This is a genomic window from Nitrospina watsonii, from assembly GCF_946900835.1.
Lineage (GTDB): Bacteria > Nitrospinota > Nitrospinia > Nitrospinales > Nitrospinaceae > Nitrospina > Nitrospina watsonii.
The window spans coordinates 820,495-844,542 of the sequence record NZ_OX336137.1; the positions used below are offsets into that span (position 1 = coordinate 820,495).

General features: G+C 58.6%; 29 protein-coding genes. 18 read left to right on the plus strand and 11 right to left on the minus strand.

Annotated features, from left to right (window positions below; all coding sequences use genetic code 11):
• Positions 1-19: 19 nt before the first annotated feature.
• Entirely contained in the window at positions 20-2,740 is a 2,721-nt protein-coding gene (locus QML71_RS03605) for an MASE1 domain-containing protein (protein WP_282010536.1), read from the plus strand.
• A complete protein-coding gene (locus QML71_RS03610; RefSeq protein ID WP_282010537.1) occupies positions 2,733-3,935 on the plus strand; it encodes a response regulator in 1,203 nt (400 codons plus the stop codon). The genes QML71_RS03605 and QML71_RS03610 overlap by 8 nt, the downstream gene beginning before the upstream one ends.
• Before the next feature lie 69 nt (positions 3,936-4,004).
• Here the strand turns inward: QML71_RS03610 and QML71_RS03615 are convergent, their stop codons facing one another.
• The 3 genes from QML71_RS03615 to QML71_RS03625 form a co-directional block, all read right to left on the minus strand.
• The gene (locus QML71_RS03615; protein ID WP_282010538.1) at positions 4,005-4,403 is read right to left on the minus strand and encodes a VOC family protein; all 399 of its coding nucleotides are present in this window, start codon (positions 4,401-4,403) and stop codon (positions 4,005-4,007) included.
• A 70-nt stretch (positions 4,404-4,473) separates the two neighbouring features.
• Positions 4,474-5,277 carry a transporter gene (locus tag QML71_RS03620; RefSeq protein WP_282010539.1) on the minus strand — a complete coding sequence of 268 codons (804 nt, stop codon included), beginning with the start codon at positions 5,275-5,277 and terminating at the stop codon, positions 4,474-4,476.
• Positions 5,278-5,299: 22 nt separating this feature from the next.
• Entirely contained in the window at positions 5,300-6,442 is a 1,143-nt protein-coding gene (locus QML71_RS03625) for a glycosyltransferase family 4 protein (RefSeq protein ID WP_282010540.1), read from the minus strand.
• Between the two features lie 329 nt (positions 6,443-6,771).
• Between QML71_RS03625 and QML71_RS03630 the strand changes: the two genes are divergently transcribed.
• The 4 genes from QML71_RS03630 (at position 6,772) to QML71_RS03645 (ending at position 10,157) form a co-directional block, all read left to right on the plus strand.
• On the plus strand, positions 6,772-6,984 hold the full coding sequence (locus QML71_RS03630; RefSeq protein ID WP_282010541.1) for a hypothetical protein: 213 nt from the start codon (positions 6,772-6,774) through the stop codon (positions 6,982-6,984).
• A gap of 23 nt (positions 6,985-7,007) precedes the next feature.
• Positions 7,008-8,018 carry a CobW family GTP-binding protein gene (locus QML71_RS03635; protein WP_282010542.1) on the plus strand — a complete coding sequence of 337 codons (1,011 nt, stop codon included), beginning with the start codon at positions 7,008-7,010 and terminating at the stop codon, positions 8,016-8,018.
• Positions 8,015-8,902 carry an SDR family oxidoreductase gene (locus tag QML71_RS03640; RefSeq protein ID WP_282010543.1) on the plus strand — a complete coding sequence of 296 codons (888 nt, stop codon included), beginning with the start codon at positions 8,015-8,017 and terminating at the stop codon, positions 8,900-8,902. Before QML71_RS03635 ends, QML71_RS03640 begins: the two co-directional genes overlap by 4 nt.
• A gap of 85 nt (positions 8,903-8,987) precedes the next feature.
• Positions 8,988-10,157 (plus strand): NupC/NupG family nucleoside CNT transporter, encoded by a 1,170-nt coding sequence (locus QML71_RS03645; protein WP_282010544.1) that lies wholly within the window; start codon positions 8,988-8,990, stop codon positions 10,155-10,157.
• A gap of 1 nt (position 10,158) precedes the next feature.
• On the opposite strand, the gene QML71_RS03650 is transcribed toward QML71_RS03645, so the two are convergent.
• From QML71_RS03650 to QML71_RS03660, 3 genes are all read right to left on the minus strand, one after another.
• The gene (locus QML71_RS03650) at positions 10,159-10,320 is read right to left on the minus strand and encodes a hypothetical protein (protein WP_282010545.1); all 162 of its coding nucleotides are present in this window, start codon (positions 10,318-10,320) and stop codon (positions 10,159-10,161) included.
• 56 nt (positions 10,321-10,376) lie between these two features.
• Positions 10,377-10,868 (minus strand): hypothetical protein, encoded by a 492-nt coding sequence (locus QML71_RS03655; protein WP_282010546.1) that lies wholly within the window; start codon positions 10,866-10,868, stop codon positions 10,377-10,379.
• A 200-nt stretch (positions 10,869-11,068) separates the two neighbouring features.
• Complete coding sequence (locus QML71_RS03660; RefSeq protein WP_282010547.1) at positions 11,069-11,419, minus strand: STAS-like domain-containing protein; 351 nt, start codon at positions 11,417-11,419, stop codon at positions 11,069-11,071.
• A gap of 123 nt (positions 11,420-11,542) precedes the next feature.
• Here QML71_RS03660 and nirK point away from each other — a divergent pair, with 123 nt between their 5' ends.
• The 5 genes from nirK to QML71_RS03685 all read left to right on the plus strand — a co-directional run bounded on the left by nirK (position 11,543) and on the right by QML71_RS03685 (position 15,962).
• A complete protein-coding gene (nirK, locus tag QML71_RS03665) occupies positions 11,543-12,613 on the plus strand; it encodes a copper-containing nitrite reductase (protein ID WP_282010548.1) in 1,071 nt (356 codons plus the stop codon).
• Positions 12,614-12,707: 94 nt separating this feature from the next.
• Positions 12,708-13,133: an SxtJ family membrane protein gene (locus tag QML71_RS03670; RefSeq protein ID WP_282010549.1), complete on the plus strand. Its 426-nt coding sequence runs from the start codon at positions 12,708-12,710 to the stop codon at positions 13,131-13,133.
• Between the two features lie 12 nt (positions 13,134-13,145).
• Positions 13,146-13,295, plus strand: a complete 150-nt coding sequence (locus tag QML71_RS03675; protein WP_282010550.1) for a DUF5989 family protein — start codon at positions 13,146-13,148, stop codon at positions 13,293-13,295.
• Between the two features lie 12 nt (positions 13,296-13,307).
• Positions 13,308-15,146: a carbamoyltransferase family protein gene (locus QML71_RS03680; RefSeq protein WP_282010551.1), complete on the plus strand. Its 1,839-nt coding sequence runs from the start codon at positions 13,308-13,310 to the stop codon at positions 15,144-15,146.
• Positions 15,147-15,188: 42 nt separating this feature from the next.
• Positions 15,189-15,962 carry a type III pantothenate kinase gene (locus QML71_RS03685; RefSeq protein WP_282010552.1) on the plus strand — a complete coding sequence of 258 codons (774 nt, stop codon included), beginning with the start codon at positions 15,189-15,191 and terminating at the stop codon, positions 15,960-15,962.
• A 136-nt stretch (positions 15,963-16,098) separates the two neighbouring features.
• Here QML71_RS03685 and QML71_RS03690 read toward each other — a convergent pair whose 3' ends face one another.
• Positions 16,099-16,335 (minus strand): sulfurtransferase TusA family protein, encoded by a 237-nt coding sequence (locus tag QML71_RS03690; RefSeq protein WP_282010553.1) that lies wholly within the window; start codon positions 16,333-16,335, stop codon positions 16,099-16,101.
• Between the two features lie 383 nt (positions 16,336-16,718).
• Here QML71_RS03690 and QML71_RS03695 point away from each other — a divergent pair, with 383 nt between their 5' ends.
• Positions 16,719-17,660 (plus strand): leucine-rich repeat domain-containing protein, encoded by a 942-nt coding sequence (locus tag QML71_RS03695; RefSeq protein WP_282010554.1) that lies wholly within the window; start codon positions 16,719-16,721, stop codon positions 17,658-17,660.
• Positions 17,661-17,688: 28 nt separating this feature from the next.
• Here the strand turns inward: QML71_RS03695 and QML71_RS03700 are convergent, their stop codons facing one another.
• Positions 17,689-18,360: a leucine-rich repeat domain-containing protein gene (locus QML71_RS03700; RefSeq protein WP_282010555.1), complete on the minus strand. Its 672-nt coding sequence runs from the start codon at positions 18,358-18,360 to the stop codon at positions 17,689-17,691.
• On the minus strand, positions 18,357-18,818 hold the full coding sequence (locus QML71_RS03705) for a tetratricopeptide repeat protein (protein ID WP_282010556.1): 462 nt from the start codon (positions 18,816-18,818) through the stop codon (positions 18,357-18,359). Before QML71_RS03705 ends, QML71_RS03700 begins: the two co-directional genes overlap by 4 nt.
• 251 nt (positions 18,819-19,069) lie before the next feature.
• Here QML71_RS03705 and QML71_RS03710 point away from each other — a divergent pair, with 251 nt between their 5' ends.
• The 4 genes from QML71_RS03710 to QML71_RS03725 are packed head-to-tail and all read left to right on the plus strand — an operon-like array spanning position 19,070 to position 21,698.
• Positions 19,070-19,588, plus strand: a complete 519-nt coding sequence (locus QML71_RS03710; RefSeq protein ID WP_282010557.1) for a shikimate kinase — start codon at positions 19,070-19,072, stop codon at positions 19,586-19,588.
• Between the two features lie 3 nt (positions 19,589-19,591).
• A complete protein-coding gene (locus QML71_RS03715) occupies positions 19,592-20,392 on the plus strand; it encodes a leucine-rich repeat domain-containing protein (protein ID WP_282010558.1) in 801 nt (266 codons plus the stop codon).
• A complete protein-coding gene (locus QML71_RS03720) occupies positions 20,392-21,051 on the plus strand; it encodes a DNA-3-methyladenine glycosylase family protein (RefSeq protein ID WP_282010559.1) in 660 nt (219 codons plus the stop codon). Before QML71_RS03715 ends, QML71_RS03720 begins: the two co-directional genes overlap by 1 nt.
• Before the next feature lie 14 nt (positions 21,052-21,065).
• The gene (locus tag QML71_RS03725) at positions 21,066-21,698 is read left to right on the plus strand and encodes an O-methyltransferase (RefSeq protein WP_282010560.1); all 633 of its coding nucleotides are present in this window, start codon (positions 21,066-21,068) and stop codon (positions 21,696-21,698) included.
• Positions 21,699-21,777: 79 nt separating this feature from the next.
• On the opposite strand, the gene QML71_RS03730 is transcribed toward QML71_RS03725, so the two are convergent.
• Both QML71_RS03730 and QML71_RS03735 read right to left on the minus strand, forming a co-directional pair.
• Positions 21,778-22,635 (minus strand): hypothetical protein, encoded by an 858-nt coding sequence (locus tag QML71_RS03730; RefSeq protein WP_282010561.1) that lies wholly within the window; start codon positions 22,633-22,635, stop codon positions 21,778-21,780.
• Position 22,636: 1 nt separating this feature from the next.
• Positions 22,637-23,212, minus strand: a complete 576-nt coding sequence (locus tag QML71_RS03735; RefSeq protein ID WP_282010562.1) for a class I SAM-dependent methyltransferase — start codon at positions 23,210-23,212, stop codon at positions 22,637-22,639.
• 221 nt (positions 23,213-23,433) lie between these two features.
• Between QML71_RS03735 and rplU the strand changes: the two genes are divergently transcribed.
• The gene (gene rplU / locus QML71_RS03740) at positions 23,434-23,745 is read left to right on the plus strand and encodes a 50S ribosomal protein L21 (protein WP_282010563.1); all 312 of its coding nucleotides are present in this window, start codon (positions 23,434-23,436) and stop codon (positions 23,743-23,745) included.
• A 16-nt stretch (positions 23,746-23,761) separates the two neighbouring features.
• Positions 23,762-24,019 carry a 50S ribosomal protein L27 gene (rpmA, locus tag QML71_RS03745; RefSeq protein WP_282010564.1) on the plus strand — a complete coding sequence of 86 codons (258 nt, stop codon included), beginning with the start codon at positions 23,762-23,764 and terminating at the stop codon, positions 24,017-24,019.
• The last annotated feature ends 29 nt before the right edge of the window (positions 24,020-24,048 follow it).

The following is a 24,048-nucleotide window of genomic DNA, read 5'->3' on the forward strand; positions in this document are numbered from 1 at the left end:
TGGCTCTGGTCTTGATAAAATGAGTGATCCCGTCACATCCGGAAAACTGGAAACCCTTCGCGTCAATGGCATGACCGCCGGGGCTTACATCCTGAGCGGTTGCCTGCTGGCCTCCTTCACTCATTTCCACGGCCATGCCTTTCCTGTCTTTTTGCCGCTGGGCATTGCACTGGCGTGCGTGCTGTTGTATGGGCCGCGTATTCTGCCCGGTGTCTTCCTGGGCGCCGTGGGTCTCACCCTCACGTTCTGGCTGGTCCTGCATCCACACCCTAAATCCGATTTGTCGCTGTTGGCGTTGATGGGCGTAGCCACTCTGGTGGGCGTGGGAGCCACCCTGCAAACCTGGACCGGAGGCTATATCCTGCGCCGATGGCTGGGCAACCGGGATCCCTTCGCCCGCGTTCCAGACCTGATCGTGTTCGTGCTTGTTGCGGGTTTGCTGAACAGTCTCATTCATACCAACTTCACAGTCACCGCCTTGATGGGGGCGGATCTCCTCAGCTGGGATCAATATGGCAGGGCGTGGTTGACCGGCTGGTTGGGCGACAGCCTGGGCGTTTTATTGATCGTTCCCATCGTGACCGCATTCCGGCATTCCAGGCTCCGGCCGTTGTCCCTCCATAAAAAGCTGGAAGCCCTGGTGCTTGCCGGCCTGCTCTATCTGGGCGCCAAAGCGATTTTTTACACGCCGATCGATTACCAGGAGTATCCCCTGATCCTGTTGTCCTTTCCTTTTCTGGTTTGGACGGCATTCCGGTTCCGCCAGGTGGGTGGGGTGGTGGTCATGCTGGGCATCAGCCTGCTGGCGATATGGGGAAGCGGCCAGACCGAGCACCAGTTCGAGATCGATCATGATAAAAGCGTTTTGCTGCTCCAGCTTTACCTGTTTGGCCTGATGATGACCACGTTCCTCCTGCATACGCTGCTCAACCAATCCGACCAGGCGACCAGGCAGGCGGTCCGGTTTGGTGCGATTCTGGAAAAATCCTACAACGAAATATATCTGGTGGATGCCAGAACCTTTCGGTTTGTCTATGTCAACGAAGGCGCACGCCACAACCTGGGTTATTCCCTGAAGGAATTGCAACAGTACACGCCGTTGGACATTGCTCCGGAATTCAACGAAGAGCGCTTGGAGGAACTGTTCTCCGCTTTGAAAAACGGCACCGAGCCCCGTCCGGTTTTGGAAACCCTGCATAAACGGAAAAATGGAAGCACCTATCCGGCGGAAGTGCGTTTGCAGATTGCCCGGCTGGAAGAAGAGGAATGGATTGTGGGAGTGGCGATGGACATTTCCGAAAAGAGACAGATCCAACGGGAAATCCTGGCTGCCCGCGAAAAAGCTGAACAGGCCAACCGCGCCAAAAGCATTTTTCTTTCCAGCATGAGTCATGAAATCCGCACTCCTATGAATGCCATCCTGGGCTACTCACAGATTTTGAATCAGGACCCGAACTTGAAAGACGATCAGCGCCGCAAGTTGGGGGGGATTCAGAAGGCCGGATACCACCTGTTGAGCCTGATCAATGACGTCCTCGATTTTTCCAAGATTGAAGCCGGCAAACTCAAATTGAACCCGCAGGATTTCAACCTGGTCGCGCTGGTGAACGAACTGTGCGATATCTTTCGCGTTCGCTGCGAGGAAAAGAAGCTGAGTTTTGAGTTGCACCAGAACCTGGGCAACAAAAACCACTGGGTGCACGGCGACCAGGGCAAGCTGCGGCAGGTGCTCATCAATCTGCTCGACAACGCCCTCAAGTTCACCGATCAGGGAAGAGTGGTTTTCAGCGTTAGCGGGAAGCCCAATAACCTGTACTGGTTTGAAATTCACGACACAGGGATCGGCATCCCGGAAGAAAAGCAGAAGACCGTGTTCAATTATTACGAGCAGGATTGGGTGGGCATGGAGCGAGGCGGGACCGGACTGGGTTTGACCATATCCCAAAAACTGGCCAAGATGATGAAAGGGGAATTACGGGTGTCCTCCGAGCCGGGGACAGGCTCCCGGTTCAGTTTCTCCATTCCCCTGTTGCCGGTCAATACCAAGGAGACGCCTTTAGGGCAGGATTTTACCAAGGTCACCCGTTTGTCTCCGGAATATGAAGTGCGGGCGCTGGTGGTGGATGACAACGAAGCCAATGTCGATGTCCTGTACGAAATACTGAGCGATGTCGGCGTTGAAGTGCGAAGGGCCTACTCCGGGAAAGAGGGGATCGAAATTGCAGGCGCGTGGAAGCCGGACATCGTTTTCATGGATTACAAGATGCCGCAACTGAATGGACTGGAAGCGGCGAAGGCCATCCAGCACGAAGACAATGCGGTTCGAATTGTTATCGTCACCGCTTCGAATTACCGCCATGAACGCGACCGGTTCCTGAATGAAGGCATCGACGGCTTTGTCGGCAAACCGTTTTTGCGCGACGAACTTTTGAAGACGGTGCAGGAGGTGCTGCATGTGGAATTCCAGTTTTCAACGGACGAAGCTTCGGAAAATATAGTAAAGCCGAATTTGATCCCCGGGGAAACCAATTTTTCAGAGATGAAGGTTCCTGATTTTTTGTTACTTAACCTGAAAAAAATGGCAAAATTAGGTATGATTGCTGAAATGGAGAAACAGCTCCCGGAAATTGAAAAGATCGAACCTCAGGGACCGCAACTGGCGTCGCATCTCAAGATCCTGGCAGAGAAGTTTGATAAAGAAGGAATCCTAAAATTATTAGACACAGTTGGGCATGACTGACGAGCAAAAGTTCGACCAATCCAATAAACGGGTGTTGCTGGTGGATGACACTCCGTCCAACCTTGCCGTCCTGCGGGGCGCGTTGGAACCGGAGGGGTACCGGCTGGCGTTTGCCTCCAATGGCAACGAAACGCTCGAGATCGTTCCTGAATTGATGCCCGATCTGATCCTGCTCGATGTCATGATGCCGGGCATCGATGGGTTTGAAACCTGCCGCCGTTTGAAGTCCACCGACATCGGTCTGAATATTCCCATCATCTTCATCACCGCAAGGCGGGAGACCCAGGACGTGGTGGAAGGGTTTCAGGCCGGAGGTGTCGATTACATCCGCAAGCCCATTCAACAGGAAGAGGTCTGCGCGCGCGTTCGCAACCATCTGGAGTTGCTCCATCTGCGCCGCTCCCTCAAACAGCAATACGATAAAACCCGCGAAGTGCTGGAAGAAACCCTCAACGGCAGCGTCTCCATCCTGATGGAATTGCTGACCAACTTTGACAGCAACCTGTTCAGCCGCGGCGCCAAGGTGCGGGAAGTGGTGCGCGAGATCGGCTCGGTCCTCAAGTATGAAGAGGTCTGGCAGTTGGAATTGGCGGCCATGCTGGCGCCCATCGGCAACATCACCATCCCGCCGCACATCCTTTATAAAAAAAGCCGCAAGATGGCGCTTACGGTGCGGGAGGAAGAACTGTTCCGCAACATTCCCAGGACCAGCACCAAACTGCTGGAAAATATCCCGCACCTCAAGGACGTCTCCAAAGTGGTCATGTATCATAAAAAAGGTTACGACGGGTCCGGCTATCCGTCCGGCACGCTGGAGGGCAAATCCATTCCGCTCGGATCGCGTATCCTGAACCTGGTTTTTGATCTGACGGAACTGGAAGGCGGCGGGGTGACGCGAGTCCAAGCCTTGGAAAAAATGAAGGAACGAAGAGCGCACTACGATCCCGATCTGATCCGCACCCTCCACGAACATTTCAAAAATCAGGAACAGAAAAACGAAGAAAAACGCGTGCAGGCGATCAAGCTGGAAGACCTCAAGGTTGGCCACATCATGGCCAAGCGCGTGGATTCGGTGGATGGCACCCTGCTGTTGTCACCGGGTCAGACCATCACCCAGGCCAAACTGCTCCTGCTGAAAAACCACCACCTCATCACCGGCATCAAAGAACCCATTCATGTGGTGAGCGAGGAGTGAGGGCGACGGCGTTCTCTGCCGCCGCATCTTCCGTCTGAAGTCGAATCCCCGCAAGCATTCCGGTCCATCTCAGTCCCCGGCGTTCTGGGCGGGACAACGGATCTCCAGATGGTTGCCGTCCGGATCCTGGAAGTGCACCGATTCGCCCTTGCCCAGCACCAGCGGTCCCCGAAACGGCACCTCCTTCTCCTTCAATTCCGCAACGATCCCGTCGAACCGCTTACGCGTGGTGCCGAACGCGAGGTGCATGCAGCCTTCCTCGCTCAACGTGCGCAGTGCCGCGTCCATATTGAGATCGGGGTGTTCGAACAGATGCAGGCCGGTGCCGCCCGTGTCCAGCATGAGGTGCCGCATCGACTCCGCATAGCGCTCGCTCACCCGGAATCCCAGCACCTGCGTGTAAAACGCTTCCGCCCGGTCGAGATCGCGCACGTTGACGCCGATATGATGAATGCCGTCGAGTTCCATACCCCCAGCATAATCCACAGCCGAAGCCGGGGCAATAGCGTGAGGTGCCGGGAAGGGAAGAGGCGTGCGGTCAGAACAAGTTGGTCCAGCGCGTGGAAAGGCCGGCGGCGATGAACAGATCGTTGGCGGCGTCGTTCAGCCCCACCCCGGCGGAAAGATCGAACTGCCAGTCGGGGGTGATCAACCACAGCACGCCGCCGTTGAAGGTGTGGGCGTCGTCCGCCGGGTCCATCGGCACCGAACCGAACACTTCCGCGAATATCGCCCATCGGTTCGTGAGCGCCAGCGTCGGTGAAAAGGTGTAGGTGTAAGCGCCCAGAGTGTCGGTCCGTCCATCGGCCAGCGTGGTGGTGTTCCATTCCGCGCCCAGGTTGTAGGTGATGCTGAAGCGCTCGGTGATGACGCTGGTGAACAGGAGGCGCATGAACGGATCGTAGCGGTTGCGCGACACCTCATCGTCGCCGAAAGGCAGGCTCACGCCCCAGTCGATGGCGAACTCGGGCCGCATTCCCTGCAGTCCCCAGAAATAAAACTTGGTGCCGATATTGCCGTCGCCAAAACCAGAACGGTCCGACGGGCCGGGGCCTTCCTGGTGCGCGTAGCCGTCCAGTGCGAAGCGCAACTCCACCCAGTCCGTCAGTCCCAGCCGCCATAACGGCAAGGGCTGGGTGTGGGAGATGGCATGACCGCTGTCGTCGTCGTGGGTCAGGTTGTAGCCCAGTTCCATCTGCAGCGTGCCCGGCGCGACCACACTGCTGGCGTCCGATTGCCCGGGCCGGTCGGTGACGATGGGCGCAGGGTCCGCGGCCCCCGCCGCTGCAGGCAGCAGCCACAGCATCGTTGATATCATTCCAATGAGAGTGTGTCGCGCCATGTCAGCCGGTCCTTTCTGTGAGTCAATGAGTCTCAGCCATTTTTTTTAAAGTCCGTGCTACCTGTTGGGCGCTGGTGTCCCACGAATAGTTCAACGTTTTTTCCGGTCCTTCCAGATGGGCGTTGGAACGGAATGCTTCATCGCGGATCAACCGTTCCAGATTGCGGGTCAGGGAATTCAGATTGAGGGGATTGGTCAGCAGCGCCACCTTGTTGGCCACCTCCGGCAATGCCGACTGGTTCGACGTCAGCACCGGCACGCCGCTGGCCATGGCTTCCAACAGGCACATGCCGAAGCCTTCGTACACGGAAGCGTAAACGAACCCGTATGCTCCCGAGTACAGAGCGGGGAGGTCGGCCTGCTCAACATAGCCCAGCCAGAACAATTCGTCCGGGTGGCGATAGGACCGGATCACCGCCTCCAAACGTTCGGCACCCCAACCCTGCGCCCCGATGAGGACGAGCGCGTGATGCGTGCGCAGACTTTTCGACAGGCGGGAGTAAGCGGCGATCAGGTTGGTCTGGTTCTTGCGAGGTTCCAACGTGCCCACGGCCAGCAGGTACTTTGCGGGCAGTTTGTACTTTTTCCGGGTCGCTTCCACGTCCTCCGGTGACCGGGGGTGGAACTCCGGCGACACCCCCGGAGGAACGATGGTGATTTTATCCCGCGGCAGCCCCCACAGGGAGACCAACTCACTGCGCGTGAACTCGGATACGGTGAGGATGTGCGCCGCCCGCTCCAGGCATGCGGGCACGCAGGTTTGCAGCATGGCCCGGTAGGCATCGCGGTGGAACTCGGGGTGACGGAACGGCGACAAATCATAAATGATGGGGATCACCCGTCCGTCGAAAGGGCGATTCAGACACTCGGGTTCCAGATACACCGCATCGGTATGGGAACGGGTCAATTCCCGGAAACGGGCGTCGATGGCGTCACGCGGCGCTTCGCAGATCAGCTCGCGGCAAATCAGGCTGTCGGCGTCGCAGGCCGCGTTCTTCAGGGATGCCTCCACCTCCTCGATCGTCAGCAGCCGGTCGGATCCGTTGAAGCACATCACCGTCCCCGGCGTGGCCTGTTGCCTGAGGCCCTTGAGCAGATGCAGGGTGTAGTTTCCGATGCCGCGCAGAGGATGCGTGAGCGTTTCGGTGTTGACAATCAGCTTCAAATGAAACCTCGCTTCTCTGAGCCAATACGTTATTTGGAATCAATAGGTTATATCCAATTTGAAGGTTTTCCGGCCAATTTGCAATCTTTTTTCAAAAATTGCCGGATTGGGCGCATGGAAGTGGCACGCAGGCGAAAGGGCGCGGCTTCGTGGCAGCATCGCAGGCGGGAAGGCAGGGCAACCAAAGAGCGATCTTCTGGAGTTTCAGCCCTGCCGCCCGCGTTTATAAAAATCCTTGGGAAACCGGGCGGCTGTTGTAAAATGAGGGTTGGCTCACGGGTGCCCGGCACCCTGTTTCGTTTCATTCAGTCCAGGGAGTTTGTTTCAACATGTCTGAAAATGAAAAGAAAACGCAGCTCTGGGAATCGGTGCTCGCGGAAAAAAGCTTTTTGAAAAAGAAAGACGACACCGCCCCTGCGCCCGGCATCAAGTCGAAGGTCGACAAGGTGTACGACGAACTGGAAATCGAAAAACGTTATGAACAGATCCGCGACAAGGACGATGCGACGGACGCTCCGCTGGACGGCCCGCGTGTTTCCTGACCGGCCCAGGCCGTCTTATCCGCATGCAAACTGAAACTGGAACGCACCGGGAGCTCCCGGTCACCCTGTTGACGGGGTTTCTCGGTTCCGGCAAAACCACGTTGCTCAACCACATCCTCACCGGCCGGCACGGCCGCCGCATCGCCGTCATCGAAAACGAGTTCGGCGAGATCGGTATCGATCACGATCTGGTCATCGGCGCCGATGAAGACCTGTTCGAGATGAGCAACGGCTGCGTCTGCTGCTCGATCAAGGGCGACCTGGTGGAAACCCTCAACCGCCTGCTCGCACGTCAGCGGCAGATCGATTACATCGTCATCGAGGCGACGGGGCTGGCTTCGCCCGGACCCATCGCGCAGGCGTTCATGGTGGAAGAGGACATCGCCCAGGGGCTCAAGCTCGACGGCGTGGTGACGCTGGTTGATTGCAAACACATCTGGAACCATCTCGATGAACTGGACGTGGCGTGGGAGCAGATCGCGTTTGCCAACGTGCTCCTGCTCAACAAGACCGACCTGGTGACGGCGGACGAGCTGGAGCGCGTGCGCCAACGCATCGCCGCCATCAACCCCACCGCCACCGTGCATGAAACCAAACATGCCGAGCTGGACCTGGAGCAGGTGCTGGATATCGGCGGCTTCGATCTCGACCGCCTCGACTTCGACGCCGCGCCGCACGATCACGCGCAGGACGATGCAGACGACAGCGATGACGATCCCGGCACCGAACCCCGGCACGGCGACGCCATCACCTCCGTCGGCCTCACCGTGCCCGGTCACATCGACCCGGACCGGTTCAACATCTGGTTGCAGATGCTGCTCCTCACCGAAGGCATGGACGTGTTCCGCGCCAAGGGGATTCTGAACATCGAGGATTCGCCCAACCGTTACGTATTCCAGAGCGTGTACATGATGTTCGGCGGCAAAGAAGACCGGCCGTGGGGCGACACGCCCAGGCAGAACACACTGTTGTTCATCGGCCGCCACCTCAACCGCGAGCGCCTCGAACGGGGCGTGCAAGCCTGTCTGGTGTGACTTCTTCAACGCAAAAAAAACTATTCTGTTTCGGCCTCGGCTATGTGGGCTCCGCGTTGGCCGCGGCGTTGCACGGCGAAGGCTGGGCGGTGGGCGGCACCTGCCGCACGCCGGAGAAGCAACGCACATTGAGCGCCGCGGGTTGGTCGGTGGCGGTGTTCGACGCGCCCGCCGTGGTGCCGGACCTGGCCGCGGCGTTGGAAGAGGCCACGCACGTGCTGGTCTCCATCCCACCGAAACCGGAAATCGGCGATGTGGTGCGGCATCATTTCCATGACGCGTTGGAGTCGGCCAGGCAGGTCGAGTGGATCGGTTACCTCTCGACCACCGGCGTGTACGGCGATCACGACGGCAACTGGGTGGATGAAACCACGCCGCTGATGCCGAAGTTTCCGCATCAACAGCGCCGCGCCGAAGCCGAACGGGCGTGGATGCGTCTCGCTTACAGCGCTTCGTCGCCGGTGCACCTGTTCCGGCTGGCGGGCATTTACGGTCCGGGCCGCAATCCCTTCGTCAAAATCCAGAACGGCACCGCCCAGCGCATCGACAAACCGGGGCTGATGTTCGGCCGCGTGCACGTGGACGACGTGGTGCAGGTGCTGCAAGCCTCCATCGCCCGGCCGCATGCCGGCCGCGTGTACAACGTCGTCGATAACATTCCCGCATCGCCGCGCGAGGTGATCCAGCATGCCTGCGACCTGTTGCAGGTGAAACCGCCCAGGCTGGTGGCTTTCGAAGATGCCGAGCTCAGCGAGATGGGGAAAAGTTTTTACCTGACCAACAAACGCGTGGACAATCACCGCATCAAATCCGAACTGGGGGTGAAGCTGCGTTATCCCGGTTACCGCGCCGGCCTGGACGCCCTGTTCGCCGATTTCAAGTAACCCCGGACGCAGCCCGTTGTATAATCGCGCGACCTGTCGCGCCGTCCGGCGGACCCGCGCACCGTCCAATCGAACGAGGGGAACCATGGAAGACACGCCGTACCGCCTGCTGTCACTGACCGGGTTTTTCGTCATCGCCGCCTTGGCGTGGGTGAACGACGCCCTGATCGCGTTGATCGACGCCTCGCGCCGGGGCAGCGTGTTCCTGTTCGGCCCGCTGGCCCTGGGACCGGGCGAGAGCCGCCCCGACGGCACGCAGTCGATCGGCTTCGTGCTGGCCATGCAGGTGCTGCCCGCCGTGATTTTTTTCGCCGCCCTCATCGCCGGACTGTATCACTTGCGGGTCATGCAACCCGTGGTGCGGTTTTTCGCGCGCCTCTTTTACCGGGGGATGGGACTGTCCGGCGCGGAGGCGCTGTCGGCGTCGGCGAACCTGTTCGTCGGCATCGAGTCCAGCCTCACCGTGCGTCCGTATCTCGAACGCATGACGCGTTCCGAATTGTTGACGCTGCTCACTTGCATGATGGCCACCGTCGCCAGCACCGTGCTTGCCGTGTACGTGCTCGCTTTGCAAAACGTGTTTCCGCAGATCGCCGGGCACCTGGTGTCGGCGTCGCTCATCTCCATCCCCTGCGCCATCCTCATCAGCAAGCTGGCCCTGCCTGAAACCGAGCCACCCGTGACCGCCGGCGAAGTGCCCGACGACACGGCGTACGATGGATCCGAGACGCCGCCGGCCAACCTGATGGTGGCGTTGATGGATGGCGGACGGCAGGGTGTGGGCATGGCGGTGGGCATTGCCACGCTGTTGATCGTGGTGCTGGGACTGGAAGCGGTGCTGGACCTGTTGCTGAGGCAACTGCCCGCCGTGGCCGGGGCGGATCTCACGCTGGCGCGCATCCTGGGCTGGCTGACGTGGCCGTTCGTGGTGCTGTTGGGATTGCGTCCGGAAGAATGGCAGCTGGCGTCCGAGATTCTGGGATCGCGCTTCGTGGAGACGGAAGTGACGGCGTACTTCACGCTGGCAGCCGTGCAGGGCGGGGAGATTCCCGCGTTCAGCCCGCGCTCGCTGACCGTGCTGACGTATGCGCTGTGCGGATTTGTACACATCGCGAGCATGGGGATATTTATCGGCGGCGTATCGAGCCTGATGCCGCAACGCGTGCGTGAGGTGTCGGTGCTGGGCCTGCGCGCGTTGTGGACGTCGTTTCTGGCGACCCTGCTGACCGGGTGCGTGGCCGGGGTGCTGGCCTGAGTCAGGGTTCGCCGCCGCTTATCAGCGACGACACGATGTGCCAGATGAAGGAAACGACGATGACGATGCCGCCGATGATGGCGACGTACACCGAGTAAGCTTCCCGCTTTTCCTTGTCGGTCAAGGGCGTGGAGTCGTCTTTCGATTCGCGTGGAGTGTTCATCGTCTCTGGAGAAGGGGAGTCCGGCGCGGGGTTGCGGGCAGGCGGGGGCGCATGCGTCAGACCTCGTTCTGCCGGTCGATTTCCTGCAGGAACTCGGTGACCGTGTTGACGGCGTTCAGGTTTTTAAACGGGGAGACCATGCCGACGACGCAGGTGTTGAGGATGAAGGGGTCGCCGCGTTCGTGCAACATCACCATGCTGTTGATGTAGCGTTCCCGGAACCACGGCAGTTTCTTGACGTCGATCGGCAGGATCATCTTTTCAAAGTACACCGGCATGCCGTATTTTTCGGTCAGGTAGCGTTCCAGCTCTTCCTTTTCTTCTTCCTGCAGCAGGTTGTTGACCCGGCTTTGGATCCAGCGCAGGTATTGCGGTGCGGATTGTTCCTCGTGCATTTCCAGCGCCTGCGGATAGTCGGCGAGGATTTTGTGCACCGGCAGGGGTTCATCGCGGAAATAGACGATCCACTCGATGCGGATGTCGTCTTCCTCGTGGTCACCCGTCAGCCGCGACGAGGGGATCAGTGAATATGCTTTGTACAGATTCATTCCAGGCCCTTTCGGTTTGAACCTCCCATTATACGAATTCAGATGGGATTTGTCTTCCCGGCGGGCGGATCGATTTCAAATATTTTGCCAATTCATTCAAAACGTGAGGGCCATCCGTTCCATAATGGTGTGCTCCGGGCACCCGGAAGCCATTTCAGGCAGCACGTTGCCGTGCGGGATGGTTCGCTCCGGGGTATGGATCAAATATCGCCGATTTCGTCTTCCTCGAAAAAATCCTTCATGGATTCGAGGTCGGTCTTTTCAGTGAGCCGTTGTTCGGCGCGGTCGATGAACTCGTTGAGGGTCTTCAGGTGTTCGGGCTGGATATTGCGCAAAACGAGTTGCTCCATCAACATTTCTTTTTCAAAGTGATCGAGCAGGCGGCCGATGCAGCCCATCAGGAACGGGGAGAACACGGCCTCCACACCGGTGAAGTCCAGCTTCACCGCACGTTTCGCTTTCAGCTCCGGCAGTATTTTTTCATACAACCGGATGCCGTCGTCCAATGCCATGCATCGCGTTCCGATATCTTCTTTCAATAAAATTTCCATGATTGGTTTCCGGGGGAATAAAGGTTTTTCCTTTTGGAGCGATCCCTTATACTTGAATCAAGACACCACGCGGGCCTTTTCATTCTAAAGAGATCGCCTTGCCATCCGGGAGTCACGCGTTATATGAATATTCGATTGGGCCCGCTGCTCTTTCTACTGGCAGGCATACTGGCATCCCCGGCTCTGGCGGAGCCTCCGCATCATCAGCACCGATCGGGCGCTTTGCACTCCGTTGGACCCGGTGAAGCGCCGCATTTTCATCACGTCGATCTTGACAAACTGATCCACGTGGACGATATCGCCAAAGCACCTGACGTGTTGCCTCCCCCCATTCAACGCAAGAAACCGCAAACCGTCAAGTTCGAGTTGGAATTCCGCGAACTGGTGTCCACCCTGGCGCCTGACACCGAATTCGTTTTCTGGACGTTCAACGGCACCGTGCCGGGTCCCCTGATGCGCGCCCGCGTCGGCGATACGGTGGAGTTGACGTTGACCAATCACGCCACCAGCACGCACTCGCATTCCATCGATCTGCACGCCGTCACCGGTCCCGGTGGCGGGGCGGGCCTGTCCGAAGTCAAGCCGGGCGAGACGCGCACGATTGCGTTCAAAGCGCTCAAGCCCGGTGTGTACCTGTACCACTGCGCCACGCCCAACGTGCCGTCGCACATCACCAACGGCTTGTATGGGTTGATCATCATCGACCCGGAAGAGGGCTGGCCGCAGGTGGATCATGAATTCTACATCATGCAGGGCGAATTTTATACACGCGGGAGCGTCGGCGAGACCGGATTCCAGGACTTTTCTCCCGACAAGATGATGCAGGAGCGGCCGGAGTACATCGTCTGGAACGGACGCGTGAAGTCGCTGACCGGGGACAAGGCCCTGCGCGCCCGGCGGGGTGAGCGCATCCGCATTTTTGTCGGCAACGGCGGCGTGTCGCGCGTTTTGAATTTTCACATCATCGGTGAAATGTTCGACGCCGTGTACCCGGAAGGGGCGATGGGCCCGCCGCGCCACGGCGTGCAGACCACGCTGGTCCCTGCCGGGGGTGCGGCCATGGTTGAGCTGGTCCTCGAAAACGCCGGCGACTACATCCTGCTCGATCACGCCATCGCCCGCATCGACCGCGGCTCTTACGGCCTGTTGCAGGTGGAGGGCGACCCGGCCCCCGGCCTGCTGTTCGTGCCCTGACCTCCCGCCTTCCGCCCCTCCCCTCAACGCCCGGGACTTCCTTTTTTACCTAGGCAGGTGAAGAAAAAAGGAAATTGATATATAATCGGGCGGCATGAATGCTTCTCACGAAATGCTGGATGGAGATGACCCTGCGTCGGGTTCTTCTGACAGAAACTTCGGCTTGGTTTTTGCCGCCGTGTTCACGTTGATCGGCGTGTGGCCGCTGGTTTCCGGCGAGCCGCCGCGCGGCATGGCATTGGTTTTAGCGGCTGTTTTCGCCCTTCTTGCCTTCTTGCGTCCCGGCTGGCTGCATCTTCTCAACCGGGGCTGGATGCGGCTGGGCGCGATGATGAGCCGGGTGATGAATCCGGTGATTCTGGGCATTCTGTTTTTTGGCGTGGTGATGCCGACGGGCCTATTCCTGCGCCTTGTAGGAAAAGATCTGTTGCGGCTCCGGTTCGATCGTCAGGCCAGAAGTTACTGGATCGACCGCGAGGCGCCCGGTCCTGCACCGGAGTCTCTGACTCACCAGTTTTAGCAGGAGGTTGTTGTGACGCTGGTCAAGGAATTTTGGTTGTTTGTGCGCATCCGCAAAAAATACTGGCTGCTGCCGATCATGACCCTGCTTTTCATGATGGCCGGGCTGGTGGTGTTGACACAGGGTTCCGCCATTGCGCCCTTCATCTATACGTTGTTCTGATTCCGCCGGGCCATGCGTGTTCTCGGCATCTCCGCCTATTACCACGACAGCGCCGCCGCGTTGTTGCAGGCGGGGCGGGTGGTGGCGGCGGCACAGGAAGAACGCTTCACCCGCCTGAGGCACGACGCCCGCTTCCCCGAACACGCCATCCGCTACTGCCTCCATCATGCAGGCATCGGTCTCGATGCCATCGATCGCATCGTTTTCTACGAAAAACCCTTTTTGAAATTCGAACGCCTGTTGGAAACCTGTCTCGCGTTCGCGCCACGCGGCTTTCAAACTTTCCAGAAAGCCATTCCGGTCTGGATCAAGGAAAAGCTGTTCCAGAAAAAGATGCTGCACCACCGGTTGCAGGCGCTGGGCTGGGAAGGCGACCCGGACCGCGACCTGCTGTTTTCCGAGCACCATCTCAGCCACGCCGCCAGCGCGTTTTATCCGTCGCCGTTTGAAGAGGCGGCGGTGCTGACGCTGGACGGGGTCGGCGAATGGGCCACGGCGTCGTGCGGCATCGGTCGCGGGCGCGAACTCACCCTGCTCAAGGAAATTCATTTCCCGCATTCGCTCGGCCTGTTGTATTCGGCGTTCACCCATTACGCCGGGTTTCGGGTCAATTCCGGCGAGTACAAGCTGATGGGACTCGCGCCTTACGGCGAGCCGCGCTACAAGGACGCCATCCTCGAAAACCTGATCGACGTGAAAGACGACGGCAGTTTCCGGCTGGATCTGTCCTACTTCAATTACTGCACCGGCCTGACCATGACGAACGAACGGTTCCATCGCCTGTTCGGCGGGCCGCCGCGCCGGCCGGAAACCGAGGCGTTGAGCGAACGCCACATGGACCTGGCGGCATCCATCCAGGCGGTGACGGAGGAGGTGGTGCTCAGGCTGGCGCGGTCTCTGGCTAAAGAAACCGGCATGAAACATCTGTGCCTGGCGGGGGGCGTGGCGCTCAACTGTGTCGCCAACGGGCGCGTGCTGCGCGAGGGTGGTTTCGAGCGCATCTGGATTCAGCCTGCCGCCGGCGATGCGGGGGGAGCGCTGGGGGCGGCTTTTTGCGGATATCATTTGTTCGAGCGGCACCCGCGCACGGTGAGCGCCGGGTTGGACGGCATGCAGGGTGCGTATCTCGGTCCGGAGTTTTCGCAGGAGGACATCCGGACGCGACTGGAAGCCCTGGGCGCGCAGTTTGTGGTGATGGACGACAGCGATTTGGTCGAGGCCTGTGCCGAAGCGCTGGCGGCGGGGCAGGCGGTGGGCTGGTTCCAGGGCCGCATGGAGTTCGGCCCGCGCGCCTTGGGCAACCGTTCCATTCTGGGCGATCCCCGGTCGCCGGACATGCAGTCGGTGCTCAACCTGAAAGTCAAAAACCGCGAATCGTTCCGCCCGTTCGCGCCCTCGGTGCTGCGGGAAGAAGTCGCCCGGTATTTTGAGATGGATGCGGACAGTCCGTACATGTTATTGGTGGCGGAGGTGGCCCAACGCCGTCGCCGCAGCCTGAGTGACGCGGACCGGCAGCGCACCGGCTTCGATAAACTCAAGGTGGCGCGGTCGGATCTGCCGGCGGTGACGCATGTGGATGGTTCGGCACGCATTCAAACAGTTCACAAAGAGACCAATCCCCGCTATGATGCTTTGATCCGGGCGTTTCAACGGCGCACCGGGTGCCCGGTGCTGGTCAACACCAGTTTCAATGTGCGCGGCGAACCGGTCGTGTGCACGCCGGAGGATGCGTTCCGTTGTTTCATGGGCACGGAGATCGACGTGCTCGCCATGGGCAATTGTTATTTGAAAAAGGCAGAGCAGAACCCCGCTCTCAAGAAAAACCATGCCGGGGCGTTTGAGCTGGATTGATCCCATCCCGCCGCCCCGTCCTCCCTGCAAGGGTATCCATTCATGTTACTCGCGGTTGATATTGGCAACACCAACATCGTGTTCGGGCTGTATGACGCGGACTGCCTGCGCACGCACTGGCGTATCCGCACGGAACGCAACCGGACCGTGGACGAATACTGGGTGCTGGCCAATGAGTTCATCCTGCTCAACGACATCACCACCGGCACCATCGACGATATCGTCATCTCCTGCGTGGTGCCGCCGCTTATCCCGGTGTTCGAGGAGTTGTCGCGCAAATATTTCAACACCGAGCCGCTGGTGGTGGGGCCGGGCATCAAGACCGGCATCCCCATCCTGTACAAGAATCCGGCGGAGGTGGGCGCGGACCGCATCGTCAACGCCGTGGCGGGTTTCGAAAAATACGGCGGGCCGTTGATCATCGTCGATTTCGGCACCGCCATCACGTTTGATGTGGTGTCGAAAAAAGGCGAGTACCTGGGCGGCGCCATTTTCCCGGGCCTGCAGATTTCGCTGGAAGCGCTTTACAAGAGCACGGCGAAGCTGTCGCCGGTGGACCTGGTGCGGCCGGAAAAAGTGATCGGCAAATCGACGGTGGAAAGCATTCAGGCCGGAACCATTTACGGCTTCGTCGGCATGATCGAGAATATTGTCACCAAAATTCAGGGGGAGCTGGGGCAGACGGCCAAGGTGATCGGCACCGGCGGGTTGCTCAAGGTGATTGCCGACCAGATGCCGGTGATCGAAGTCATCGATCCGTTCCTGACGTTGGAAGGGTTGAAGATTCTATACGACCGCAACCGGCAGGGAAAATGATTTTCCACAAAAAACCGGCTTTCCCGACTAGAGGAGGGGCTAAAACCTGGGGAGAGGAGGGACCCCAGGAAAATCAGTAGTCGAAAAAGCCGGCAACAACATATGGTGAGTGTCCCTATATATTGTTCAATGCATTTCAGTGTTTTGCTTTTTTGATGAACAGCCGCACCAGCCGGGCGTCCTCATCCCGGTTGGATACCTTATATCCTTTAGATTCCACCCATCGGCCAAACGCTTCGGAAAAATTCTTCTTTTTATCCAGAATTATTTCCAGAATGCCGTTCATTTTGACATCCTTGAAGGCTTGGTTCAGTTGATCGGTTGCGTTGAAGAAAGACAATCCACGAGTGTCCAGAGTTTTGAAAACGGTCATTTGCCCTCTCCTGTTTATTAAGATGATCCGGGTTGGCGAAAAGGTTCTCCCGGAATTACCGGGTTCATGCTTCTAATATAGGACGACAACATTAAAAGAAAATGAATGGTTCATTAATTTTTTTTAATACACAGGGTAGGTTTTAACTATTTGAAAAATATTAATTTAACGTGATTTGTTGGAGAGACCCCCGGTTCTGCCCGAGGTTTTCCCTTTTTAGGGGGCACGGATGGCAGAGGCGTTGCCTGTCGGCGCGCGGCGCCGCCGGCGCCCCGCTAAGGCATTTGGTGCGGACCGTGAATTTGCTATAATCAAGGGTCCGGTGAGAGCATGACCGGTCGTTTCAACCCACCCCGTATTGACAGGAAAGTTGAGAAAGATTTATGGCGATCCGAAGTGACGGAAACACAGAATATGAAGCCAACGAACCCACGTACGAGGAAAAAGCAGCGGCGCTGCATGAGGTCATACAGCAACAACTGGAACAGGACGCCACCCGGCTGGTGCTGACGGGGCGGTATTACGGCACCGACGAGGCTCGCATCATCGCCGAATACGAACCCATGCGGTCGGTGAAAACACTGGACCTGTCTGACAACCAGCTCGCCGATGAAGCCCTGCTGGCGCTGTTTCAGTCGCCCCACCTGGCGCAGTTGGAAGACCTCAACCTGTCCATCAACTTCGTCACCGAAGCCGGTGTGAAGCAGCTGGCGGAGGCAGAGGGAGTCGTGGTGACGCATCTCAAGGCGTTGTCGATGGAAGACAACCGGTTGAAGGATCCGGCGGCGGTGGCGCTGGTGACGTCTCCGCATTTTAGCGAGCTGGAGGTGTTGAACCTGGGATGGAATGAGGTGGCCGACGCCACGGCACAAGCGCTGGGCGGTAGCGACCACATGCAAAGTCTGAAGACGCTCATCCTCGAACGCAATTACATCACTGAGGCCGGGGTGCGCGCCCTGTTTGCAGGCAGCGTGCTGGACCATCTGGAAGAGCTCAACCTGGCGTCCAACAAACTGATGGGGGAGGGGGCCACCGCACTGGCCACCTTGAAATCCTTGCCCCGCCTTAAAATCCTGTGGCTCGGCAACAATGCCATCGACGATGCCGGGGCGACGGCGCTGGGCACCAGCACGCATTTTCCCCATCTGGAAAAACTCTACATGGGCCGCAATTATTTCGGCCAGCCCGGCGGCGACGCCCTGTACTACACGAAGACGCTCACCGCACTGCAGACGCTGGTGTTGACCGAAGGCGTGGAAACGAATCCGGATTTTGTCAATTACTCCCGGCCGGAATTGCTGCGCCCGGATTACGAAGGCGATTGAGCGGGTATTGCCAATCCCTGCGCGGGGATCAGAACACTTTCAGTTTTTCAACTTTGCTGAGTTTGGGGGATTCGCGGAGGGCCCGCTTGGCGTCGTCGGATTTGATGCGGTTGCCACCCAGGTGCAGGTAGGTGAGGTTGGAAAAAGTGTCGGAGCCGGCGAAGGCGTACGCGCCTTCTTCGCCGACGCGGTTGTCCACCAGGCTGAGCGACTGCACCTTCGTCAGGTACGGCGATGCGGCCAGCGCCTTGGCGCCTTCGGGACCGATGCCGTTGCACTCCAGGTTCAGGGTGTGGACCTCGCTGAACATGGGCGACTCCGCCACCACCCTGGCGCCTTCATCCCCCAGTTCATTGGACCCCAGGTGCAGGTAGGTGAGGGTCCCCAGCACCTTGCATTCGGTGATGATGCGCAATGCCTCGGCGTTGAATTTGTTGTGGGTGATGATCAGTGAGGTCACCACGTCGAGCGGTTCGAACCCGGCGATCAGTTTCGCCAGTTCCACCGGATAGCCCGCGTCTTCGGTGTCCATCAGCTTGGTGAAGACGAAATGGTCCTGCAACTTCAGCACGACCTTGTCGCGGATGGATTCGAACAGCGCCTTTTGCAGGGGCGTGAACTCCGCGCCGCGGCCGGCGTAGTTTTCCCCGTCATTGATGAGTTCTTCCCAGTTCTTGGCTTTTTTCGGTTTTGCGTTCATTTGTTTATTTTGACGATGTTGTCGCAGGCGGGCTGATTGCCCATGTCGCAGGCTACTTTGAACCACTTGAGAGAGGCCGATTGCCGGCCTTCGCGGTATTTCAGGGCGCCCAGGTTGAAGCAGGCGGCGTCTTCCTTGGCGTTGCAGGCTTTTTCAAACATGGCGGCGGCTTCTTTCCATTCCGAGCTGTACTGCTTGCCCCGGTTCTGGATATAAATGCCACCCCAGATGCAGGCGGTCATGTAATTTTCTTCGCAGGATTTGCGAAACAGAGGGATGGCGCTTTTGATATCGTTATCAAGCGTGACATATTTTTTCCCCCGTTCAAAACAGGCGGCGGAGTTGCCGCTTTCGCACAGTTTGAGGAGTTCGTCTTCCTCTGCCCAGACGGGAGTGCTCCAGACAGCAAGTAATATTCCGGCCCACAGCCCAACTCCAAAGTATTTTGAAATATTCACGGGATGCCCTTTCTTGAACAAGATGGCGCCACACCTGACCTTGCTATGCGACAAGTTCCGATTATTTTAACATATCTTGGGAGTCTTGTTACCAGTCGATGTGCGTTCCGGAAGTGCGGAGAGCGGGCGGTCTTTGGTTTGCATCGGGCCGGAAAATATTCTAACCTTCACGCATTGTTCGACAACATTGATTTGAAGGAATTTATGGAAAGCCGTGGACGCCGCGTGCGGGCTTTGGCAGGATGACTGGCATGAACATTGTGTTGATGGGCTACCGCGGCACCGGCAAATCCGTCGTGGGCAAGGTCCTGTCCAAACGGCTCAAGCGGCCGTTGTACAGCATCGACCGCATGATCACTGAAGATCAGGGCCGCCCGATCCCGGAAATTGTGGCGCAGGAAGGATGGCCCCGGTTCCGCGAACTGGAGGCGGACATGGTGGCGCGGGTGGCCGTCCGCGATGGATGCATCATCGACTGTGGCGGCGGTGTGGTGCTGGACGCCGGGAATGTCGAAATGTTGAAGCGCAATGGCAAGGTGGTGGTGCTGGACGCCAGCCGGGACGTGATCCTCGACCGGCTCAGCCGCGGTCGCGGCCGGCCCCCTTTGCAAGAAGGCATGTCCTTTGAAGAGGAACAGGATAAAGTGTACGCGGAACGTCAACCTCTGTATGCCGCCGCCGCCGATTTGGTGTGCGACACCAGCCGGGCCCGGCCGGGGCAGACGGTTCAGGAAATCATCGAACGTATGCGCAACGAGGGGTGGATCTGAGTTATGGAAGGTTCCCTGTTTGAAAGCCTGGTGCGCAACAGCATGACCCTCATCACCGACATCGACAAGAGCGAATCGATGATGGTGCACGAAGGGGATATGTTCGCCAATGCGGAAACCAGTGAAGAGCCGAAGTTCAAACTCGATCTCAACGGCAAGGACATCATTTACGACGAGCTCGAAGACCTGATGGGCTACGCCCGGCTGCGGCTGGTCAAGATGCTTTACATGGACGCGAACAGCCTGGGTGACGAGGGGGTGGCGTTGATGGCTCAGACGGCGGCGCTCAGCAAACTGCATACATTATCGCTGGCCGACAACCGGCTCACCGCAGCCGGTGTGCGCGCCCTGGCGGAGTCGCCCCACTTCACCCGCCTGCGCGTGTTGTACCTGCAGCACAACAACCTGGGCGCGGAAGCGATGGAAGCGCTGGGCCATTCGGAAACCTTGTCGGGGCTGACCACCCTTTACATGAAAGCGGTGCCGCTGGGGCCGGAAGGCGCGGAGGCGTTCGCCGCCTCTCCAAAACTTCGTAGTCTGCAGGAACTGTACCTGGACCGCGCCTCACTCGGCAACGAAGGGGTGAGCGCATTGTGCCGGTCGGAGGTGCTCGACACTGTGGAAAAACTCACGCTGCCGCACAACGGTCTCACCGATGCCGCCATCGATATGATCGCCGAAAGCGATCACCTGTCCAACCTGGTGACGCTCGATCTTTACAAGAACCAATTTACCGAAGGCTACGCGCAGAAACTGAAACAGTCTCCAAAACTGAAACGGTTCAAGTTCCTGCAGGTGGACTGATGCCCGCCCAGACGAGGTCCGCCCGCAGCCGCAACCACGTCATCCCCACCGCGCGCCAGATTCTGAAACATTTCGACCGGCAGGACCCCGTTCTCGCCGCCACCATCCGCAAGATCGGCCCGCTGCGCCTCAGGCGCAACCGCAATTATTTTCAGGTGCTGTGCAAGGCCATCGTCAGCCAGCAGATTTCCACGCGGGTGGCGGAAGTCATTCATGGCCGTTTTCAGGCTTTGTTCGAGGGCAGGACGCCGACGCCCGGGCGGGTGGCGGCCACGCCGGAAGCGGCGCTGCGCGGAGTCGGGTTGTCCCGGCAAAAGGTGGCGTATCTGCACGATTTGAGCGCGCGTTTTCTGGATCAAACCATCCGTCCGCATCAGTTGAACTATCTGGACAACGAAGATATCGTGCAACGCCTGATCGCCGTGCACGGCATCGGCCGTTGGACGGCGGAAATGTTTCTCATTTTTTCACTGAACCGGATGGACGTGTTGCCGGTGGGCGACCTGGGGCTGCGTGCCGCCGTTCAAGCGCTGTATCAACTGCCCGGGCTGCCGGGAGCAAAACAGTTGCGATCGCTCGGGGAGGCGTGGCATCCTTTGGAAACCGTCGCCACCTGGTACGCGTGGCGCACTCTCGATGAACAAATCATCAACTATTGAAGGACCGACCCCCCATGGATTTTATCGACGACCGCATCGAACGCTACGCCTTCAACTACACGGAGGACGAGGGGCCACTGCTGACTCAGTTGAAGCAGGAGACGCACGAGAAGCTGGAATTGCCGGTGATGCTGACCGGACGGCTGGAAGGCCGGTTGCTGAAATTGCTGGTGCAACTGCTGCAGGCGAAACGGGTGCTGGAGATCGGCACCTTCAGCGGCTACAGCGCCTTGTCCATGGCCGAAGGGCTGCCGGACGACGGCGAACTGTTCACCTGCGACATCGATCCTCCGGCGATTGAGATGGCGAAAAAATATTTCCACCGCAGCGAGCACGGCAAAAAAATCACGCTGCTGGAAGGCGAGGCGTTGAAATCGATTGAGAAGGTGGAGGCGCCGCTGGACATGGTGTTCATCGATGCCGACAAGGCCAATTACCTGAACTACTACGAAGCGGTCCTGCCCAAGGTGCGGAGTGGCGGGTTGATCGTGGTGGACAACGTATTGTGGAGCGGACGCGTGCTGGACCCGCAGGATGAATCGGACCACGCCATCCACAACTTCAACCGCTCCGTGCACGCCGACGACCGCGTGGAAGGCGTGCTGCTGACCGTGCGCGACGGCGTGTTCTGCCTGCGCAAGAAATGAACCGGTTGCCTATGCGGGCGGCTTCCTGGCTGGCAGCCTCCTGGCCGACGGCCTCCTGGCCGACGGCCTCCTGTCCGCTCTAAAAATACGAGTCGAGCAGTTCCTTCTGCTTTTTCAGGTATTCGTCCTCGCCGATCAGCTTGCGGTCGCGCAGGCTTTTCAGAAATTCCAGTTTCTTTTCCAACTCCGGATTCAGCGAAGGCGCATTGCCGGACGGGGCCGGGGCGGTGGTGTTTTCCGGCGTGGGGTTTTGCGTCGGGTTCTGTTGCTTCATTCCCGTGACCGGTTTCTGCTTCACACGGCGCTTCGTGACCGTGCGTTCGGTGCCCAGTTTGACCACGAGCCAGTTCTCCCAGGTTTTGGATCCAAACAATTTTCCCGAGACGAACAGTTTTTGCCCTTTCTGCGGCAGCAGATGCCAGGCCGTGCCGTAGCGGGCGTTGAAGTTGCGCGTCAGGTTGAACGAGACGCCCTGGATTTTTTCCAATTTCCAGTACAGGCGATCGTCGCTGGCGAAAAGAATGCCCTCGGTTTCGCCTTCTTCGGATTCAATCGTGAAGCCGACGACGTTTCCCATGCTGGCCCTGTTCAGCGCTTTGGTCAAAAGCCGTTTGACCTTCATGATGTCGTCCCGGGTGAACACATGCGTGGGCTCGCCCATCAACGAATTGGTTTCGTATTGCAGGGTCCACATGTGGCGGGCGAGCACGTCTTCACCGATGGGCAGCGGGTGCTGCAGTGTCATCGCCGCCACTTCCTCACCGGCGCTGAACTTGCTGGAGTACCGCAGGGTGAAGCCTTCGGCTTCGAGCGCCTTACCGGAGCTTTTCGGCGGGGTCTGGCAGGCGGTCAGGCCGAGGGCCGCCACGGCCAGCAGGCAGGCCATCCAGAGTGGGAGGGTAAACGATTTCGATTGCGAGTCGGCGGATTGCAGCATGTCACTCCTGTTTCCGTTTGCGGGCGACCAGCGAGGTCACGGCTTTTTCGTTTTCCGGGTCGTCCCATTCCCGGTAATTCAGGATGTGCCAGTCCCCGAACCGTTGCAGCAACTCGTTGGGAGCCAGCACCCAGTCCGGCTTGAACTGGCTGTATTTCAGATAGTCTTCATTGAAGGTCTCGTAGATCAACAACCCGCCCGGCCTCAGCCCACGGCGGATGGCGTCGAACAGGTTGCGGTCCAGGAAGTAAAAGCAGACGATCACGTCGTAGGCGTTTTCAGCGACCTCATAGTGATCCAGATCGGCCACAATCCCTTGAATATTCAGGTTTTTTTCTTCCGCGAGGCGGTGTGCCCGGTCGATCGCGATATCCGAGACGTCGATGCCGGTGACATCGTAGCCCCGCTGGGCCAGGTAGAGGGCGTTGCGGCCTTCGCCCATGGCGATGTCGAGGGCTTTGCCGCCTCCGGTCAGCCGGGGCGCCTGTTCGACCAGCCACTCGCAGGGCGCGCGCCCGGCCAGGCATTCCTTGGCCTCGTACTTGGCGTCCCATTTTTCCTTGTCTTTTGCCGACATGATCTGCAGAATTGGAACTCCGCGCGCCCTCCCTAATAACTGGAAAACAAGCATGGTATGCCATTTTTCGGGCGTTACAAAATAATTTTGACGGGGGCGGAGTCTGGGTTGACTTAATCCGGGGTTTTCGGTATTATCACTCTTTCGTTTTTATCATGTGATAATCGTATTCTCACCAGCCTCACAGGTCCCTGTCACACAGGTATATTGGAGTTTTCGGAATGTACGCAGTATTCAAAACAGGCGGCAAGCAGTATAAAGTTTCTGAAGGCGATGTCATTCAGGTGGAAAAGCTGGAAGGCAACGTCGGCGATAAGGTGACCTTGGATCAGATTCTGCTGGTCGGCGCGGACGAAGACATCCAGGTCGGCAACCCGATGGTTTCCGGCAGTGCGGTGACCGCCGAGATTGTGGAGCAGTATAAAGACAAGAAGATCCTGATATTCAAGAAACGGCGCCGCAAGAACTACCGCCGTAAGAACGGTCATCGCCAGCTTGTGACCCGGCTCAAGATCACCGGGATTTCCAAGTAGCCGCTAAGGAGACGTCATGGCACACAAAAAAGGACAGGGCAGCACTTCAAACGGCCGCGACAGCATTGGCAAACGTTTGGGCGTCAAACGGTTTGCCGGGCAGACGGTCAAAGCCGGCGAAATTCTCGTTCGGCAGCGTGGCACCACCCTTCACGCCGGCACCAATGTCGGTGTGGGCAACGATTACACGCTGTTCGCCAAAGAGGCGGGCATTGTGAAGTTTGAGTGGTTGAGCCGCACCCGGAAAAAAGTCAGCATTCACCCCGCCAATTGAAGTCGCTCCCTCTTTAAAGGGAAGCGTTT